Origin of the sequence: Corynebacterium sp. ES2715-CONJ3 (genome assembly GCF_024814365.1) — a bacterium.
In the GTDB taxonomy this organism is placed as follows: Bacteria; Actinomycetota; Actinomycetes; order Mycobacteriales; family Mycobacteriaceae; genus Corynebacterium.
Genome location: NZ_JANUXS010000001.1, coordinates 211,854 through 231,179, shown reverse-complemented (window position 1 = coordinate 231,179; position 19,326 = coordinate 211,854). Strand labels below are relative to the sequence as shown.

Annotated in this window: 14 protein-coding genes and 1 pseudogene; 7 read left to right on the top strand and 8 right to left on the bottom strand. The window is 52.2% G+C overall.

Going from position 1 to position 19,326, the window contains the following annotated elements:
- The first annotated feature begins 53 nt into the window (after positions 1 to 53).
- A complete protein-coding gene (gene hrpA, locus NXT00_RS01030; protein ID WP_259157731.1) occupies positions 54 to 4,091 on the top strand; it encodes an ATP-dependent RNA helicase HrpA in 4,038 nt (1,345 codons plus the stop codon).
- A gap of 45 nt (positions 4,092 to 4,136) precedes the next feature.
- Here hrpA and nrdR read toward each other — a convergent pair whose 3' ends face one another.
- Positions 4,137 to 4,601 carry a transcriptional regulator NrdR gene (gene nrdR / locus NXT00_RS01025; RefSeq protein WP_259077094.1) on the bottom strand — a complete coding sequence of 155 codons (465 nt, stop codon included), beginning with the start codon at positions 4,599 to 4,601 and terminating at the stop codon, positions 4,137 to 4,139.
- Between the two features lie 62 nt (positions 4,602 to 4,663).
- Positions 4,664 to 5,029 (bottom strand): hypothetical protein, encoded by a 366-nt coding sequence (locus NXT00_RS01020; protein WP_259076470.1) that lies wholly within the window; start codon positions 5,027 to 5,029, stop codon positions 4,664 to 4,666.
- 378 nt (positions 5,030 to 5,407) lie between these two features.
- On the opposite strand from NXT00_RS01020, the gene lexA reads away from it, so the two are divergent.
- Both lexA and NXT00_RS01010 read left to right on the top strand, forming a co-directional pair.
- Positions 5,408 to 6,121, top strand: a complete 714-nt coding sequence (gene lexA, locus NXT00_RS01015; protein WP_259076468.1) for a transcriptional repressor LexA — start codon at positions 5,408 to 5,410, stop codon at positions 6,119 to 6,121.
- A gap of 333 nt (positions 6,122 to 6,454) precedes the next feature.
- Positions 6,455 to 7,234, top strand: coding sequence for a DeoR/GlpR family DNA-binding transcription regulator (locus NXT00_RS01010; protein WP_259157729.1), 780 nt, complete (start codon positions 6,455 to 6,457; stop codon positions 7,232 to 7,234).
- Positions 7,235 to 7,278: 44 nt separating this feature from the next.
- On the opposite strand, the gene ptsP is transcribed toward NXT00_RS01010, so the two are convergent.
- Positions 7,279 to 8,964, bottom strand: a complete 1,686-nt coding sequence (gene ptsP / locus NXT00_RS01005) for a phosphoenolpyruvate--protein phosphotransferase (protein WP_396124890.1) — start codon at positions 8,962 to 8,964, stop codon at positions 7,279 to 7,281.
- Between the two features lie 394 nt (positions 8,965 to 9,358).
- Between ptsP and NXT00_RS01000 the strand changes: the two genes are divergently transcribed.
- Both NXT00_RS01000 and NXT00_RS00995 read left to right on the top strand, forming a co-directional pair.
- Positions 9,359 to 10,324, top strand: a complete 966-nt coding sequence (locus NXT00_RS01000) for a 1-phosphofructokinase family hexose kinase (protein ID WP_259076464.1) — start codon at positions 9,359 to 9,361, stop codon at positions 10,322 to 10,324.
- A gap of 172 nt (positions 10,325 to 10,496) precedes the next feature.
- Positions 10,497 to 10,759 (top strand): annotated as a pseudogene (locus NXT00_RS00995) (HPr family phosphocarrier protein).
- 41 nt (positions 10,760 to 10,800) lie between these two features.
- Here NXT00_RS00995 and NXT00_RS00990 read toward each other — a convergent pair.
- From NXT00_RS00990 to hflX, 3 genes are all read right to left on the bottom strand, one after another.
- Complete coding sequence (locus NXT00_RS00990) at positions 10,801 to 12,549, bottom strand: hypothetical protein (protein ID WP_259157728.1); 1,749 nt, start codon at positions 12,547 to 12,549, stop codon at positions 10,801 to 10,803.
- Positions 12,550 to 13,181: 632 nt separating this feature from the next.
- Complete coding sequence (locus NXT00_RS00985; protein WP_259157725.1) at positions 13,182 to 14,468, bottom strand: uracil-xanthine permease family protein; 1,287 nt, start codon at positions 14,466 to 14,468, stop codon at positions 13,182 to 13,184.
- A 57-nt stretch (positions 14,469 to 14,525) separates the two neighbouring features.
- Complete coding sequence (gene hflX / locus NXT00_RS00980) at positions 14,526 to 16,064, bottom strand: GTPase HflX (protein ID WP_259157722.1); 1,539 nt, start codon at positions 16,062 to 16,064, stop codon at positions 14,526 to 14,528.
- A gap of 100 nt (positions 16,065 to 16,164) precedes the next feature.
- Between hflX and NXT00_RS00975 the strand changes: the two genes are divergently transcribed.
- A complete protein-coding gene (locus NXT00_RS00975) occupies positions 16,165 to 16,917 on the top strand; it encodes a hypothetical protein (protein WP_259076454.1) in 753 nt (250 codons plus the stop codon).
- A 43-nt stretch (positions 16,918 to 16,960) separates the two neighbouring features.
- Positions 16,961 to 17,497, top strand: a complete 537-nt coding sequence (locus NXT00_RS00970; RefSeq protein ID WP_259076452.1) for a hypothetical protein — start codon at positions 16,961 to 16,963, stop codon at positions 17,495 to 17,497.
- Here the strand turns inward: NXT00_RS00970 and dapF are convergent.
- Together dapF and miaA are read right to left on the bottom strand one after the other, a co-directional pair.
- Positions 17,494 to 18,378, bottom strand: coding sequence for a diaminopimelate epimerase (gene dapF, locus NXT00_RS00965; RefSeq protein ID WP_259076450.1), 885 nt, complete (start codon positions 18,376 to 18,378; stop codon positions 17,494 to 17,496). The genes NXT00_RS00970 and dapF overlap by 4 nt on opposite strands.
- A gap of 18 nt (positions 18,379 to 18,396) precedes the next feature.
- Positions 18,397 to 19,326: a tRNA (adenosine(37)-N6)-dimethylallyltransferase MiaA gene (miaA, locus tag NXT00_RS00960; protein ID WP_396124889.1), complete on the bottom strand. Its 930-nt coding sequence runs from the start codon at positions 19,324 to 19,326 to the stop codon at positions 18,397 to 18,399.

The window sequence follows — 19,326 nt, the reverse complement described above, 5'->3', positions numbered from 1 at the left end:
AGGCCCTTAAAATGGGCGCCACCCTTTCCATACACTAAAGTGATTTAGCAACTATGTCTATACCTACATCACATGACCACAACACAAATCAGCGAGGTCGCCGGCGACGCAATCAGACACAGCTAGATCCAGCGCACTCGCAGCTAAGAGATACGCTTCGAGCTCGCTTGGATAATGTGAGCCTAAGTGATGCCCGAGTTTTTGGTATCAGACTTAAAAAAGCACGCAGCCTGAAGGCCCTTTGTGCGATCGAGAATGATATCACCCGCGCCGAAAAACTCGTCCATTCGCGCAGTATGCTCGTACCCGACATCGTCTACCCTGCTAGCCTTCCTGTTTCCGGCCGTAGAGACGATATAGCGGCAGCGATCCGCGATCACCAGGTCGTTATTATCGCTGGCGAAACTGGCTCAGGTAAAACCACGCAATTGCCCAAAATATGTCTAGATTTAGGGCGCGGGCGACGGGGGCTCATCGGGCATACCCAGCCCCGTCGACTAGCAGCACGAACCGTAGCGGAACGAATAGCCCAAGAACTCGGCCAACGTGTAGGCGAAACCGTGGGTTATGCCATCCGCTACGACGATTCGGTTGGGCCAGCGACCGCTGTCAAACTGATGACGGACGGTATCTTGCTGGCCGAAATGCAACGAGACCGCTATCTCAACAACTACGACACCATCATTATCGACGAGGCACACGAGCGGAGTCTCAATATTGACTTCCTGCTCGGCTATCTCAAACAGCTTTTGCCTAAGCGCCCAGACCTTAAGGTGATTATCACCTCCGCAACCATTGATCCCGAACGCTTCGCGCGTCATTTTGGACCCTCGCCTGATAAGCCCGCACCCATTATTGAGGTATCGGGGCGAATCTACCCCGTGGACATTCTCTACCGCCCCTTGGAATTGGTCGAAGCAGATCGAACGGTAGAAGTGGATCCTCTCGATGGGCTTCTTCTCGCTATCGAGGAACTTATGAGCTACGGTGAGGGCGATATCCTATGTTTCTTCGCCGGCGAGGCCGAAATCCGAGAAGCACTCGAGGCAATTGAGGGCCGAGGGTGGCCACGTGTAGAGGTCGTTCCGCTCTTCGGACGCCTATCTAATAATGAGCAACACAAGGTCTTTAGCCCACATTCCATCAGGCGCATAGTCTTAGCAACCAATATCGCCGAAACATCCCTCACAGTTCCAGGGATTCACTACGTGATTGACACTGGCACAGCACGAATCTCGCGATATTCGGTTCGCACCAAAGTCCAGCGGCTGCCTATAGAACCGATATCCCAGGCTTCCGCTAACCAACGATCCGGCCGATGTGGACGTGTAGCCGACGGTGTAGCTATACGGCTGTACTCGGAGCAAGATTTCCAATCTCGCCCCGAATTTACCGATCCTGAAATTCTGAGAACGAATCTAGCCAGCGTTATTCTCCAAATGTCAGCTCTCAACCTTGGCGATATCGAGGACTTCCCTTTTATCGAAGCCCCCGATACCAAGGCCATCCGGGACGGAGTATTGCTGCTGCATGAACTCAACGCCCTCGAACAGACGGAAACAGCAAATGGGAGCTATAAACTTACCCCAATTGGTCGAGACGTGGCTCGCATCCCGCTCGACCCACGTATGGCCCGTATGCTCGTTGAAGCGTATAAACTGGGGTGCCTGAAAGAGGCCCTGATCGTCGTAGCCGCCATGAGTATCCAAGAAATTCGCGAGCGTCCCCTCGACAGCCAAGCTCAGGCGGATCAACTCCATGCCCGATTTAAAGATAAGAAATCCGACTTCTCGACCTATCTCAATCTGTGGGAATATCTGGCAACGATTCGCCAAGAATTATCTGGCAACCAATTCCGCAAGCGTGTATCCCGAGAATATCTCAACTATATGCGCATTAGAGAATGGTTTGACTTAGTTCACCAGCTGATAAATATCTGCTCCCAATTAGGGTGGAACCTTTCTACTGTGCAGGAGCTCAGTGATTTTGTTCGGGGAAAAAAGCAGGGACTTTCTCAGTCACACGACTTGCTCATAGACCAAAATCAGACTGATGCCTTGCACCAATCTCTATTATCGGGTCTTCTCTCCCATATCGGTATACGAGAGCTGGACAGCAAAGAATACCGAGGCTCCCGCAATACTCGGTTCATGATTTTCCCCGGATCCGCGCTCAGTTCTTCGAAGGCGCCGTGCGTGATGGCTGGCGAACTCGTAGAAACGTCGCGTCTCTGGGCCCGCGATGTTGCGGAAATAGATCCACGGTGGGTGGAAAAATTAGGTGGCCCGCTTCTCAAGCATCAGTATTCGGAGCCGCACTGGTCGGCAAAAAAGACGGCAGCGATGGCGTACCAAAAGTCCACTCTCTACGGAGTTCCTGTTGTCATCGACCGGCTTGTCCCCTATCACCGAGTTGATCTGCGAGCTGCCCGGGATATCTTCATTCGCCACGCTCTGGTACAGGGCGAATGGACCACTCACCATTCTTTCTTCCACGAGAATAGGGAAAAACTTGACCGCGCACAGGACATCGAAAGCCGCGCTCGCCGACGCGATATCGTCGTGGACGAAGACACGCTCTTCGATTTCTACGAGCAACGAATCCCTGAACATATTGCTTCGGGGCGCTCTTTTGATAATTGGTGGAAGCGGAATCGGGCGAAAAATCCGCATCTTTTAGACTTCAATCCCGAGAATTTGGTCAACGAACAAGCCCGCGATATCACCGAGGACCTTTACCCAAGCTTCTGGCACCTTAAAGATATGAAGCTGGAACTCAGTTACGAGTTCGATCCCGGCAGCCATAATGATGGCCTCACGGTTTATGTCCCGGTGCCGCTGCTGGCTGGACTCGACCCAGATCCATTTCAGTGGCTTGTTCCTGGTCTACGCGAAGAGCTCATCACTGAATTAATCAGATCGCTACCCAAACCTCTGCGGCGACAAATCGTTCCAGCTCCAGAGTTTGCGAAAAAAGTTCTCCCCCTCCTCGATGCCAGACTTTCTACTCCGTTAACCGCACAGTTATCAGAGCAACTAGGAAAGTTAGGTGCCCAAGGTTTAAGCCCTAGCGCATTTGATTGGGAAAAAGTTCCTGATCACCTCAAAGTGAATTACGCCGCGATCGATCGTCGCGGGAAGGTCATTGATCACGACCGCAATCTCACTCGTCTAAAAAAGCGGCGTTCGGATCAAATCAAGTCCTCCGTGGCAAATATTTCCCAAAACGTCAATACCCGCATTTCACAGACGTGGGCTGCCGACACTTTAGGAACTATCGCCGAGGAAGCGGCTGCCACGGTCGACGGACTGCCCGTGACCACCTATCCCGCATTAGTAGTTACTGAAAAGGGCGTAGCTATTCAGGCGATGGGCACCCGGGCCGAAGCTGAGCAGGCGATGATGACCAGTACGATGACCCTGTTGATGCGGGCCATTAACGTCAACGATCAAAGGATGCTTAATGGACTTAGTCTCAAGCAACGGGTAGCGGTGGAGAATTATCCCCATGGAGGTTCGCACGGACTCGTCAACGATGCTCGTATCGCAGCAATTCGAGATGCACTTATCGATCACGGTGGCCCGGTGCGAGACCCAGAGAGATACCAGCAATTAGAGGCTCTCATCAGAAATGATGCTCCGTCTAGGGTGCGCAGGATGATTGTAGATATTGCACCAGGACTGGTCGAATACTTGGCTGTTTCTGCAGAGCTACACAACTGGACCGGCGAGGCCATCGAGGATATGAGGAAGCAATTAGCGTTCTTGCTACCAGCACAAGCGCTAACGATTTATGGGATAAGACGTCTGCGACACCTTCCCCGGTATCTCAAAGCCATGCAATATCGGCTCGATGATATGGCGGCCAACCCCGATCGAGATGCAGAGTATCAGCATCGAATTGAAAAGCTTGAAGATCAGTTATCACTTCGCATCGAGAACCTCCCCCCAGCGCGGCGACGGTCACGTGAGGTCAAAGATATTCAGTGGCTCATCCAGGAGTTACGCGTCAGTTTCTTTGCTCAGCGATTAGGCACAGCGGAAAAGGTCTCAGAAGCAAAAATTAGTAAAGCTATCACTCGCCTGACATAAATTTAAAAGGGATGGGGGCATACTCCCTCCATCCCTTGGATCTTTTTAGTTGTTTTCAGCCTCGCGCTCGCGGCGATGCATCAGGCGAATCTCAGCCTCAAAGTCGGCAGCTGATTCGAACGATTTATAAACCGAAGCAAATCGAAGATAGGCCACCTCATCGAGTTCTCGCAGTGGATCGAGAATAGCCAAACCAATATCATTGGCGTGAATCTGCGAGGAACCGTGCGACCGGACAGTGGCCTCCACTTGCTGCGCAAGAAGCTTCAAAGCATCATCGCCCACATCGCGCCCCTGGCATGCTCTTCGAACTCCAACAATCACCTTTTCCCTACTAAAGGGTTCAGTGAGGCCGTTCCGCTTCATCACGAGTAGTTGAGCTTTTTCTACCGTGGTAAAGCGCCCGCCACACGACATGCACTCGCGCCGGCGTCGAATCGCCGCACCAGATTCGGCGACCCGAGAGTCGATCACTTTTGATTGCTCATATTGACAGAAGGGGCAGTGCATAGTCGTACTCATACCTTTTCGGATAAAAAGCGATATTTACCTACATCATAGACCGCCCCGATTTAACCACCCAGCGGAATCGAGGAATAGGAAGCGACGGCATATGCACTTTCCCCGTCGGGTTGGCTACTAGCCCCCTCGTCGTTAGCGACGAGCAGTCCGAAGAATATGAAAAGACCAAAGATGCCACCCGCAATATAATTTTTCCAAGCGCTATCACCTTCGTCGTGAGAAACTATCTCCGGATAGGTTGTACCGCGCTGCGGCTCATGCTCGAAGGGGTTGGATACGAGCGAATAAGACAACGTGCGTATATAACGAGGTCCGCTACTACTATGCGTGAGCGATCGAATAGCTCCTCCATCCCAAACCTCAGCCGGAGGAACCATAACAGCATCTGCCTTGTTCAATGGTTCTAATATCGTCATGGTGTGGCTCCTTATATCTCGCTAAAATCACCGGGTCTGGACTCATGATCTATTTCTAACAGTTATGTTCGAATTTAACGTCCCCACAGATCCAAAGCGGGGCTCAATACTATCCATTTAGCAACTATGTTCGAATTATGCTCATGTTCGAGAGATATGTCAATATACAAGTGTGAAATCTCATTTTTTTGCTGCTCAGGAACGCCTTGGGTGGGCGAAGATTTTTCGAACACTATCGCGCAAATAGTAAGTGCGTTCTAATAATTCGGAGTTCTTTACATCTAAACTCGCACAATCGAACACGGTGCCTTAAACTAAATAATCGAATACCTTGGCGAGTCAACTCGCGAGGACCAACCCACTCAAGGAAAGCGCATTATGGCCTCCAAGAAGACCTCCGACGCAACCAAAATTTCTGGCACTCTAGCTCGGGAGAAATTATCAAAGCGCCAGGAGACCATCCTCCAAGTCATCAACGACGCTCTGGTTCTGCGCGGCTACCCGCCCAGCATCCGAGAAATTGGGGATGCCACTGGCTTGCAGTCCACTTCCTCTGTTGCCTATCAACTCAGAGAGCTCGAGCGCAAGGGCTATATAAAAAGGGATGCAAATAAGCCGCGTGCTGTTGATATCAAGGTTAACCTCTCTCCACAGCGCACTGCCGCCAAGAAGGATTCTCAACCCATCAGTGTTCAAGACGAGAGTGATCGTGCACATACTTCCTATATACCGCTCGTCGGGGCGATTGCGGCAGGCAACCCGATTCTAGCCGAGGAAAATATCGACACCTACTACCCTGTCCCCAAAGATTTTGTAGGTGATGGCGACCTCTTCATGCTCCAGGTCGTTGGCGAGTCCATGCAAGACGCCGGAATACTGGACGGCGACTATATCATCATCCGATCTCAGCCTGTTGCCAATAACGGCGAGTTTGTGGCGGCTATGATCGATGGGGAAGCTACGGTCAAGGAGTTCAGAAAAGATCGAACCGGCATCTGGCTGCTGCCACACAACCCAGTCTTCGACCCCATCCCCGCAACTCCCGAAACCGAAATCTTGGGAAAGGTCGTCTCGGTATTTCGCACCTTTTAGGAACTGCCGCCCGAACCCTGCGGGGGTACAAACATTACCCCCGAAACGGAATTGTCAGTGAAATCACAGGAAACAACATAAACAAAGAACTAGTGTGTTTATCAGTTTTTCCCCAGCTAGATGAGTCAATTTGAGCGGCCTCGTAGAGGTATAGGTGTGGTTTTTAGGTCGTGATCGCACGGCCACTTCTGATTTTCCCCACATAAACATGCAAGAATAAAGGGAGGAATTTTCCAAACAAAAAGAAAACGGGCATTATTTCTCGCAGGCCTATGCCCGTTTCTAGGGCACCCGCCGCACATGCTCGGGGCAATATGAGGAGTGATTGAGACCATGTATTCAGAAGAACGCCGCCGCCAAATTGCTTCTCTTACCGCTGTGGAAGGACGAGTTAACGTCACCGAATTAGCCGCACGCTTTAATGTCACTGCCGAGACAATCAGACGTGATCTTGCGGTTTTAGATCGCGAGGGTGTCGTCCACCGGGTCCACGAAGGCGCGGTGGCGAACCAGACTTTTCAAACCACTGAATATCCCCTCGATACCCGAGCCCGTTCCGCCTCGGGGGCAAAAAATTCCATCGCACAAGCAGCGGTCAGATTCCTTCCGCCTTCACAGGGAGGAATATTCCTTGATGCCGGTACAACAACAGCAGCCCTGGCAGATATCATCGCGCTACAACCCCAAGCCAAGCAATGGGCGATCGTCACTAATTCTTTGTCCATTGCTCTTAATTTGGCCAATTCAGGTCTCGACGAAATCCAGCTACTCGGAGGCAGCGTTCGCTCAATTACCCAGGCAGTTGTCGGTGATACCGCACTAAGAACCCTCGCACTGCTGCGTGCTGAGGTTGCGTTTATAGGGACTAATGCCCTCACGCTTGATCACGGTCTCTCGACAGCGGACGCGCAAGAGGCTGCTATTAAATCCGCCATGATCACCAATGCACGCAAGATCGTCGTCCTGTGCGACTCGACTAAAATGGGTACAGATTATCTCGTGAGCTTTGGTTCGATTGCAGATATCGATGTTATCATCACTGATTCCAATGCCCCCGAATCCTTTGTAAAAGCACTGAAGGAAAACAATATAGAGGTAGTAATCGCAGACTAGGCACAAAAATATCCCGCTAGTCATAGCTACTAGCGGGATTAGTTCTAACCTTCGAGGATCTCACGCACCTTGGCGCGGGCATCCTTAGCACCGTCTGCGTGGAGAGCAGCCTGAGCAGCTCTCTGGCAGGTCTCAAAATCAACGGCTGCTAGCTGTGCACCCACTCCGGCGATAGCTGTCGCAGCGGTTGATAGCGAGTTCACACCTAAACCGGTGAGCACGCATGCAAGCATGGGATCTGCTGCTGCCTCACCGCAAACGCCAACAGCGGTATTCGTCCGCTGGCCTTCCTTGCACGTGAGATCGATCAAACGCAGCACGGCTGGCTGCCATGGATCCGTGAGATAGGCGAGCTGAGGAGACAACCTGTCGGCGGCCATCGTATACTGTGTCAGATCATTGGTGCCAATGGAGACGAAGTCTAGATACTGCATGATTTTATCTGCCATAAGGGCAGCCGCCGGAACCTCAATCATGGCACCTGCGACGAGGCCACGCTCGCGGCACAAATCTGAGAACCACTTGGCCTCTCGAGTTGTGGCTACCATTGGAGCCATTACCCACGTCGGAGCGGACTCGTCACGGCCTAGTTCACGAGCAGCTTGTGCAATAGCGTCGAGCTGACGGGTCATCAGTGATTCATTAGACAAGGCGATGCGCAAACCACGAACGCCCAGAGCTGGGTTAGTCTCGTCAATAAGGGATGCAAAAGCTATAGGCTTATCAGAACCAGCATCCAAGGTGCGTACAACTACTTTGGAGTCCGGGAACTGTTCGAGGACCTTTCGGTAAATGTCGGCTTGCTCATCAACACTTGGTTCTTCGGTGGCATTCAGGAAACACAACTCAGTTCGGAATAGACCGACTCCCTCAGCTTGTGATTCCTCAGCTGCAATGCGAGCGGCTTTACCGTCTTGCACATTGGCCAACAGCTGAACAGCATAGCCGTCCTTGGTTTGTGCCGGACCTCGCCACTTGGAGACCCACTCAGCTAATTCATTCGACTTGCGCTCTGCTGCTTGAGCAGTCTCCGGATGAGGCTCTACCTCGATAGTTCCCAGGTAACCGTCCACCAGTACGTGCGTTCCGGCTTTGATATCGGTGATTTCTGATCCAGCTGCGACAATGCACGGCACGTTGAGCTGGCGTGCAATGATGGCAGTATGAGAGGTAGGACCGCCTAATTCCGTGACTAAACCGACGAAATATTTAGTATCAAGCGCCGCGGTATCTGCTGGAGAAAGATCATCGGCGAATAGCACTACGCGCTCATCGACATCGGGGAGCCCAGGCTCTGGTTCACCGCGAAGCTCCGCGATTACACGATCGCGAATGTCCTTCAGGTCCGTGGTGCGCTCGGCCATAAGACCACCAGCGGCTTCAAACATGGACACAAATTTATCGGTAGCAGCCATCACAGCGTACTCCGCGGTGTGTCCACCCTTGATTCCCTTGGTCACTAGCTTGCGCCAGCCACGGTCGTTTACCATACCTGCGGTAGCCTTCAGTACAGCAGCGGCGTCGCCCACGGCATGCTCCGAGCGCCTGAGTAGGCGTCCGGCCACAATATCGGCAGCTCCAGCGAAGCGCTCTACCTCTGGCGCCCGAAGATCTTCGGCAAGCTGGGGAGACTCTTTGGGCAGCTCGGGGCGGGCGCTGATCCATACAGCCTTCGCGTAGCGGACACCCCCTACCACACCAGTACCTTTATATTTCGTGTTACCAGTCACATCGCTTGTCAATATAATTCATCCTCACTTTTACATAGCTAACAAACCCAGAACACCACAAAAATCCCAAAAAAGCAATACGATTCACACATTCGGGCTTCAAAACTCACCCTCTTTGTTGGGTTTTAATTGACATCTAAAAATAATAAGGCTTACTCTTCAAGGAAGATCCTGTTATCCTCTCAGCAGCGCGTCACTGAGCTGCACCTTAGCTTCGATGGCTGGATATCAACTCCGTATCAACTATGAGATATTTCAGCCATGAGCTAGGTTGCGGGATCCGCAACGGTTCAGGTGCCCCTCATAGCACCACACGGAAAGCGTTTTGTCCTGTTCTTCATACGCGCAACCCGGCTTTGTGCCATGGTGCCTTCGATGAAAGCCAGTAATTTTTGTGATCGTCACCCTCACTACCAACCCGAGCATAGATACAACTTTTCTGCTAAACGACGAGCTGCGTCCAGGTGGAGTGCACCGCATGGAAACGTCACTCAGTTCAGCTGGAGGCAAGGGGATTAACGTATCCCACGCTATCTTCAAGGCCGATCGCCGAACTCTGGCAGTTTTCCCTTGTTCGAAATCTGACCCGCTCCTCCCCCTCATCAGGCAGACCGGGATCCCCTACCGAAACCTCGAAACTTTAGGTTCTACACGAGTTAATACCACGCTTTCTTCCCCGAAGGGCATAACGACAAAGCTGAATGGCCAGGGTGCATCCCTCAATAGGCGAGATCAACTGCGACTGGTAGACCTGCTGCTGAACACCCTTGATCATGCGAGTTGGGTGGTACTGGCCGGATCGCTGCCGCCTGGGACCTCGCCGTCTTTCTATACGGAGCTCATCACCCTTATCAAAGGTGAATTCCCTCATCTCAACATCGCTGTTGATACGTCGGATGCTCCCTTGCAGTCGGTTAGCGACAACCTCCTGATAGCGGCGCCTGACCTTCTCACCCCCAATAGTTTCGAACTCGGCCAGATTATCGGAATACCCGGGGAAATGCTGGAAAAAAAGGCCTTCGACGACAATATCGAACCTATCATCTTGTCTTCACAGAAGATTCTCAAGCGCGGCGTCAAGGAACTATTGATCACTCTCGGAGCAGCAGGAGCAATATTGGCTACAGAAAGCGGCATATTTTTCGCTAAGGCGCCACATATCAATGTGCGCTCGACGGTCGGCGCGGGTGACTGCGCTCTGGCGGGTTATCTCATGGGGCGTACTAGGGGGCTGTCTTACCCCGACTCTCTAGCTTTGGCGACCGCTTATGGCTGCGCCGCCGCTTCTTTGCCAGGGACCGAGATACCAGACCCCGCTGGAGTACATCCGGAGCGCATAAAGATTAGCCAATGGACTTAAAAGACCCACTTAGGTAGCACAAGCGTCGATAATTGCCTAGAATCAAGTTTGACTCTTGAATTGCGACTTCTAACGTCGCAGCTACGTATAGCTCTGAGTTAATACAAGAGAATGAGTTTAATGACCCGGTGGGCACTTTATGCGTCCACTTTTACTGAAAGGATCCATTCCTATGGCTTCTAAGACCGTTGTTGTCGGCTCCGCAGTCGGCCTACATGCCCGCCCTGCTTCCATCATTGCCGAGGCTGCTGGTGAATTTGATGAGGACATCTTCCTAAGCATTGAAGGCGAAGACGATGACGAAACTGACGCTGCGTCCTCGTTGATGATTATGGCCCTCGGCGCAGAGAAGGGGACAAAGTTACGGTTGTTTCGGAAAACCCTGAAGCCGTAGAGAAAATCGCTGCCTTGATCGAAAAAGATCTCGACGCCTAGGGCAAATCGAACAAACGCGGGTCACTATGAGCCCGCGTTTTTTATTTGCGCCTGAGGAATTTCCTCAAGAGCTGCAGTGCAGGCTCCCTATTGAAGAAGTTCCGTTTTACCCCCTCGGTTATTGTATTTTTTGCGACCTTCGGTACCTTTTTCCCTTGACTGACACGAGCCTTTTGCAGCTCACCTTGAAGTTGGGTCGCTTGCGCGCCCAAGGTTTGCAAACCGCCTATGCGTTGCTCGCCCATGAGAGCCCCACCCTGTTCTAGGATTTCTAAGGCTGGTTCAAAAGCTCCGCGGTCTCTTAAACGTTGTGCTTCCTCAAGGCTGGAAAGCTTTGTGTCGAGGCCTTTGATCACCTGAATTTCTGCAGCGCTAACGCCCTGGGCGGTCACCGCGTCTTCGTTTTCGGTGTTAATCAGCAGATAGTAAACAGCGAGCTCAAGATCATCGAGGATTTCGGTGGCTTGAGTGGTTGCCAAATTAGTGGATGTGGAATAGAACTCGTCTGAGAACTCTGCCATCTCTAATTCCAGACGCATCTCCCCAATTAATCCTAAGGCGCGTTGAAGGTCGACGCGGGAGATGATTGCACTGTTTATCATTAGCATCCGCAGGGGGGCATGGAAAATGGGCGGAATGAGATCCATATGACCGCGGAGTAAAGGTTCAATCGCTGCTCCCAGGCGCGCCCCAGCGCGCAGGAATCCCTCGCTCATGAGTTTGTTACTCACGTCGTAGAGAACTTTGATCATAAGTGGCTCGTAGACTTCAGTCTCCTCAATAAGTCCAATGAACTCATCCGTGGCGTCGACTAAAGCATTAGACTCATTGCTGGCCTCGAGCTCAATTTCCGCAGCTTCGCTGATCATCATATGCAGTCTGAGGACCGAAATCTCTATGTGGTTTTCGGCAATCATCTCCTCGTCTTGAGCCTCAAGAAATTCCTCAAGGAAGAGCTGAGTTCTCATTTTGGCGATTGTCGCCACGGAATTGCGGATCGCCAAAGATTGCGCGAATTCTTGCGAAAGTGTGTCCCACAGGGCGATAGCTTCGGAACACAGTAACAGGATCTCCGCTGTTTCCTTGGTGGGTTGTGCCATAAAATCACTGATACTGATTTGGAATGCTGCGAATACGAGATCGAGACCCGTTTCATTTCCAAATTCGGGATATCTCCGGGCAAAAATAGCCAACGCTCGCGCCCGCTCAATAGAGCGCCCCGAGGACAGTTTGAGGGCTCGGAAAAAGTCCACATGGATAAAAAATTGCTCAGGTTCGCCATTCCATTGCTGCTCTAGACCATGAGCGTGTTCGTCGAGGACAGTGCGAATAAGATCCACTTCTGCTAGCCGCCACAACATCAATTCCAACTCTACGAGGATCATGCGTAACTCAAACTGCTCCGTTTGGTGATAATTGTTGTATAGCTCCACGGCGGCATCGAGCAGACTACGCATGAGTGCGATATCCACCGTGACCTCAAATTCCTGCTGTTTGAGGTGTTGGATATGTATGAAGGCCATATTGCGCATCTTCAGTACCTGCAGAGTGGGCTCTGGCACCTCGAATCCGTAGCCACTGTGCTCCCCGAAATATTCGTCATCGCTGAGTGCGATCGTACAAGCGTCAACAACCAGATGCCAGGCCTCCACTGCTTGTTGGCGACGCAGTTGCGCGTCCTTAGATTCTTCCGCGAAAACCTGTTCCTCGTTGGAGGTTTCCAGCGCCCGGGTGGAGTCCTGAGCATCAGCAACCAATTGGTGGATTTTCTCGAGATAGTTTTCGCTCATATCGTATAAGGTAGCAAGATTTTCACTGCGATATTAAAGGAGGCTGCCCAAGGAACGAGATGCACAATATCTGGCACATAGAATATGAGCGCTGGCACCTCTCCCCTCGCCTATTGTCAACAGACTATACAAGGGACGCTCCAGCACACCCTGCCTTAAATATCCCGAACTTCTATAAAGTCCCTAGGGCGCCTATCGGTGCATTCGGCCTTGCTAATCCTGATGATCCACTTAGTCCCCTGCCAACTATAACAGCCAGATCTGCCGTGGTAACCAGCAGAAATAGAGCATGGAAAAATAGGTGCGACTTATCCTGGGTCACCCCATGCCTAAATATGCGCGACCACTTTCGTAGATAGCCGACAACTAGCCGGCGGAGCACAGCATATACCAACACGATCGCATCGATCCCTCTATCCAAGGCCTATTTTTCAAGAGAAAAGAGAGACAAAACTCCACCTACACATGCGCCGCCCCTAAAGATATCCACCATGATCACGATTGGGTCCAGGATTTATCTCAGGATCGAGGAATAAAATCAGCCGCGACAGCAGGCTCGGGGTATAGGACAGGAAGACCCCAAGGGTAAGCTCAAGGGGTTAGAAGTTGGAAGACTAATATCAAAACACAGCTCAGAACTGTGCGTTCTGGCCTTCGCCCAGGGTAGTATACACCCGTTTCAATAGCGGGTAGATGATAATAATGCCAACAGAACCCAACGCTATGCCTTCTAGTTCTACTCCAAATATCGGAAGGGTGAGATTACCAATGCCTGCGACCAAGGCGATAGCGGCGGCGGTTAGATTAACCGGATTGTTAAAGTTAACATGATTGTCTTGCCAAATTCGCACGCCTAACATGCCGATGAGACCGTAGAGCACCAATGCTGCCCCACCGAGAACACCGACAGGAATCGTGAAGATTAAAGCACCAAATTTTGGAATGAAGGCTAGAATCACGGCAGTCAGTGCCGCAATCCAATACGCAGCTGTTGAATACACCCTGGTAGCAGCCATAACACCAATATTTTCGGCATAAGTAGTAGTACCGGAACCACCGAAGCCGCCAGCTAGGGTGGTACCAATTCCGTCAGCAATAAGAGCATCACCCGCAAGGTCGTCGAGGTCGCGTCCAGTCATTTCACTGACTGCTTTAACATGACCGACATTCTCAGCGATGAGGACAATGACCACCGGTAGGGTAATAAGGATTGCGGAAGCGGTAAACTGCGGCGTATGAAATTGTGGCAAACCAACCCATGGTGCCGCAGCTATAGTCTCGCGGGCCCCCTCCGAAAGATTGCCACTTATGGCTGCAAATAACCAGCCGATAATGACACCTAGAAGGATTCCCAACCGCGCGATCATTCCGCGACCAGCAACCGTGCAAAATAAAATTGCAGCCAGGGTGACTGATGCCACCACTGGCTGCTCTTGGAAATTATTGACGGCTGCTGGTGAAAGATTGAGACCTATGAGAGCCACGATCGCTCCCGTGACAGCCGGCGGCATCACCATATCGATGACCCGCTTACCCATCGCCTTAACAATAAAACCCACCGCGATGAGGGCGATACCGGCAGCGAATACGCCACCTAACTGCACTGCGATCCCCTCGGATTGGCTCGCCATGAGGGGCGCGATAAAGCCAAACGACGAGCCTAAATAGGAAGGCAGGCGATTCCTGGTGACCAAAAGGAAGATCATTGTCCCCAAACCTGAGAACAATAAAGTGGTATTAACGGGGAAACCAGTAAGGGTAGGCACCAAGAGCGTAGCGCCAAACATGGCGATCACATGCTGCATACCGATCCCGATGGTGCGACCCCAACTAAGTCGCTCTTCAGGTGCTACAACTGCACTAGGTTGAATTGTCTTGCCGTCTCCGTGGAGGGCCCAGCCCAGGGTAGATTTACTCACAAAGGCTTATTATCCAACGGCATATGACGTTTTGTAAATTTCTCCCCCAACCAGGCTCTAGGCATGACCTTCCGCAGAGGCGATCTGGAACTCCGCCAACTGGTTGGCCATAAACTGAGGTAAGCGAACGTCCATCCTCGTTCCCTCTTCGGTGTGGGATTCCTGCAGCACTGTTCCCAGGTGGTGCAGCTTAGAGACGATATCGCCACGGGTATAGGGGATGAGCAGCTCGGCATGGGCATCGAGGGAGTTGAGGAAAAGCTCAACTCGAGCTTCTAACGCTGGAATACCCTCACCAGTTTTGGCAGAGACGAAGACAACATCGTCGAGCGCATGTCGCAATTCAGCGAGAACCAACGGATCAGCCTGATCAATCTTGTTCACCACGATGATCTCCGGGGGAGCGTCGGCTTTTTGCTCACGCACGATTTCACCGATCACCTCGTTAACAGCAGCGATTTGCTTGAGCGGAAAGGGATCCGAACCGTCGACAACATGGAGGACCAGATCTGCCTCCACAACCTCTTCAAGGGTTGATCGGAAGGCCTCGACCAACTGCGTGGGAAGGTGGCGCACAAAGCCGACCGTGTCGGTGAAGACCACGTGGCGACCATCGCCAAGTTCTGCTTTTCTCGTGGTGGGATCAAGGGTGGCGAAGAGGGCGTTCTCCACCAATACCCCGGCCCCTGTCATGGCATTGATCAACGAGGATTTTCCAGCATTGGTATAGCCCGCGATGGCTATCTGGGGGATCGAGGAATCGCGGCGCTGTGAGCGCTTAACGTCACGGGCGGTCTTCATCCCAGAGATCTCTCGACGTAGCTTCGCCATATCAGAACGAAGTCGGCGGCGATCGGCTTCAATTTTAGTTTCGCCAGGACCACGCAGACCGACACCACCATTGGAGCCTGCACGTCCACCCGCTTGGCGTGATAGTGCCCCACCCCACCCACGAACGCGAGTAATCAGATATTCCATTTGTGCAAGCGAGACCTGTGCTTTTCCTTCTTTACTCTTCGCATGTTGCGCAAAGATATCGAGAATCAGCATGGTGCGGTCGATAACTTTGACATCGAGAGCTTTCTCTAGTGCAATCATCTGGCTGGGACTTAGCTCACCATCGCAGATAACAGTATCTACTCCGGTGTCATTAACGATCTCTTTGAGTTCTTTAACTTTACCGGAGCCGATATAGGTACTGGGGTCGGGACGGTCTCGCTTTTGGTAGAACATATCGGTGATATGCGAGCCTGCAGTCTCTGCGAGAGCTGCCAATTCCTGCATTGTTGCTTCGATCTCGGCGGTAGTGCCCTCGGTCCACACGCCCACGAGGATGACTCGCTCGAGACGGAGCTTCCGATACTCGACGTCATAACCGTCTTCTTGGTCGGTCGCATGGAGTTCGGACTCACCGCCGATTCGCCTTAAGGAACTACGCTGTTCCAAATCGAGTTCACCGACCGTAGGTTGAGCGCTCACTAGGCCGGTGAGGTCGTGGCCGGAAGGCTCGGTGGGTACTGTCTGCTGGTGGTCGCTGAAAGCTTGGGCGAGTAGTGCGTCGTGGTCGATTTCGTTATTTTTCTTATTATTGTTCATCGTTACTACTCATTGTCTCACTTCCTAGGCAGTCTTGGCCAATATTTAACTGGTATTCATAAAATGGTAAAGACCGATCCCACTGGATAGTATGGGTCCTATGAGTCATGATTTGGAAGCCCTAGGCTTGAACTACGAGCACTGGCAAGATGCCGTGGAGGCAGCTATTGCTACTAATAATCTCTCTGTCACAGGCGAGGTTCGCGGCGGACAATTAATCCAATACGCCGACCCCTCTGGGGCTCAGATCAATATCCTAGCTGTGGAACCCTTCGCAACATTCGCGGGGTTTGAAGCCGAGACCACGAATTTTGGGCATATCGCGATGATCAATGATGTGCTCGCACTTGTGGAGGTTGTTGATTGCCACGGCGCTCCGATCACGACCCTGACAGTTAATCTCGCTCAAGGTCCGTTGTTGGTCGATGAGTCACAACAGCGCTGGCAACAAGTGGGTATCACGGCGCTGGTTGACGAGCACACACTCGTCATACACCCAGATGAACAAAGATATCGCGATGCCTCCGGTCGTGAATCGGGGTACATCGAATCTCCAGGAGCCGAAGTAATTAACGCTGGCTCAGCTGCCTCTGCTCCAACAGCCGCTGTTAAATTTAGCGCGCGCGTCTTGCAAGCCGAGTATCGCCGTAACGCCCTCAATGGTCAGCAGTTCATACACTGCACTATCGATGCTTCGATAGCATTGGACCTATGCATGCCATACCAAACAGAGCTGCCTGTGAAGGGCAGCGTCATCACGGGCGAAGCTCTCTTGGTGGGATCTGTAGTCGCTCCTCAGGGCTGTAGTTCGGGGGGTTGCGGCTGCGGCTCCGGTGGTTGCGGCAGCCATTAATAATTAGACGCTAAGAGACGAGATCTTGTAATCTGAAGGCCTTATGAGCGAATTAGAAGCAATCGACGGTGGGAACCCCCAGCCAACGTGGCCGTGGCCCGTGGTGCTGGTGTGCTGTGCACTGTTGATCTTCTTTTTCAAAATCGAGGGAGTCTTACTGTCTGTCTTCATCCTGGCGGGGGTCTTTCTCATTACTAAATTCCAACCAAATTATCAGGAGGGCTCGGCCCTGAAGTCCTCGATCACTCTGTCGAAAGAGGATATTGAGGACGTATTGGCCGAGTACGACAAATTCTTACATGGTATGGAGGCAGACGATCTAGCTGATCGCACAATCATAAGACCAGCCCTAGCTGACTCGGATTGTACGGAGCCCGATATTTCAGAGTTTATCTTCTTGTCTAAGACGTCCAAGCGCTTCGTCTCCCGCCTCGATTCACGTTTGCGCCGCAACCTCTCGGTAACCCAACTAGAAGAACTTCTCAAGATCACCGATGCCCGAGCCCTCGAACTGCAAGAGTCGTGGATACGGGCACGCCGCGCTGCCCAACGGCTCGGCACTGATTACAAATCTTCCTAGCGATCAGTATAGGCTTTAAGATCGATCGTTCCCCGCGCTACGATCTGCGAAGGGCCACTCAAAATTGCCCTGTCTTCGGTAATTTCCACAGTCACCTCGCCGCCGAGAACCCCTACGTGCAGCGTCCCAGTGGTATCCCCCCGATCTGCAAGAGCAGCCACGGCCGCAGCTACGGTTCCCGTTCCACAGGAACGGGTCTCACCTACTCCGCGCTCATATACACGCATATAGATATCTCCACCGGGTTTGAGCGCAATGATCTCCACATTCACACCAGAGGGGAAAAAATCACGATCAAAGACCGGTGGCGCCATCTCCAGAGAATTAAGGTGCTCTGCCGTCATTCCAGGTACCACACAGGCAAGATGGGGGTTACCTGTGCTCACTGCTAATCCAGCAAAGGCTTGTCCCGCTACGGTACACGTGGATAGACCGCGGACCTGAACCGATCCCATATCAACGCTGACCATCGCACGGTGAGGATCGGCGGCTAAAACCCGCACCCGACGCGCCCCTGCGCGTGTTCCTACCGTAAATTCGGTTGTACCCACGAGGCCTTCCACGCTGAGCACGTGGGCGAATACTCGTAGTCCATTCCCGCACATCTCGGCCACTGATCCATCTGCGTTGTAGTAGTCCATAAACCAGTGTGTTGCGTTAATGCCCTCGGCGAGCTCAGAGATATAGCCTCCTTCCTGTAGCGCCCCGGCATGAGCAACGCGCAGCAACCCGTCGGCACCGATACCGGAATGCCGGTTGCAGAGGGCCTGGATGATCTCGGGGGCTAAATCTAAGCTGGCAGCTGGATCGACAACGATTATGAAGTCATTTTCCGTACCATGACCTTTTATAAAAGGTACGAGATGGGCTGAGGTATTCACTGATCGATCCTTTCTCGGTTAAGGGGCACTTATAGTTTCTAGGATATCCATGGTTTGAGATAGGGTATCGCCGCTGGCCTTGATCCACTGCACCCGCGGATCTCTACGGAACCACGATCGCTGGCGGCGGACGTATCGCCGTGTCCCTATCACAGTTTTCTCCCATGCCTCTTCAAGATCCATATTTCCGGTGAGTACCTCCAGCATTTGGGAGTAACCTATGGCGCTGCCCGCAGTCGAATCAGCTCGTAACCCATGGTTGCGGTAGAGATTTTCCACTTCTGCTGCAAAGCCGCGATCGAACATCAGGTGGGTGCGCTGTTCGATTCGTGGGTTCAGCCACTCAGGTGTGGTAGCCAAACCAATGATGGTTGTATTCCAGCGCGGCGCGGCGCTTTTATCTGGCTGCGAGGCTTTATACGGTTGACCAGTTAATTCAATGACTTCAAGGGCGCGAACGGTCCTACGAGGATCTTTATCTTCGATGATTTCTGCAGCGACAGGGTCGAGGTGATGCAGATAGGCGTGGAGTTGGTCAATGCCATCTGTTTCGAGGCGCTGTTCCCAATAGGCTCTTACTCCAGGATCGGTTGGAGGGAATTGCCAGTCGTCGATTAGCGATTGTACGTAAAGCATGGACCCACCAACGAGTAGAGGGGTTTTTCCGCGTCGTTGGATATCTTCTACACAGGCGATAGCTCGCGCTTGATAATTCGCAACCGATGCCCGTTCGGTGACATCGAGGATATCAAGTAGGTGATGCGGTATTCCCTCGCGCTCACCGACGGTGAGTTTGGCGGTCCCTATATCCATGCCCCGGTAGAGTTGCATGGAATCAGTATTGACAATCTCTGCATTAAGGTGGTGGGCAAGTGCGATGCTCAGGCTGGACTTTCCAGAGGCTGTAGGCCCGATTATCGCCACTGGATGAGGCAAAGTGGCAGCCAT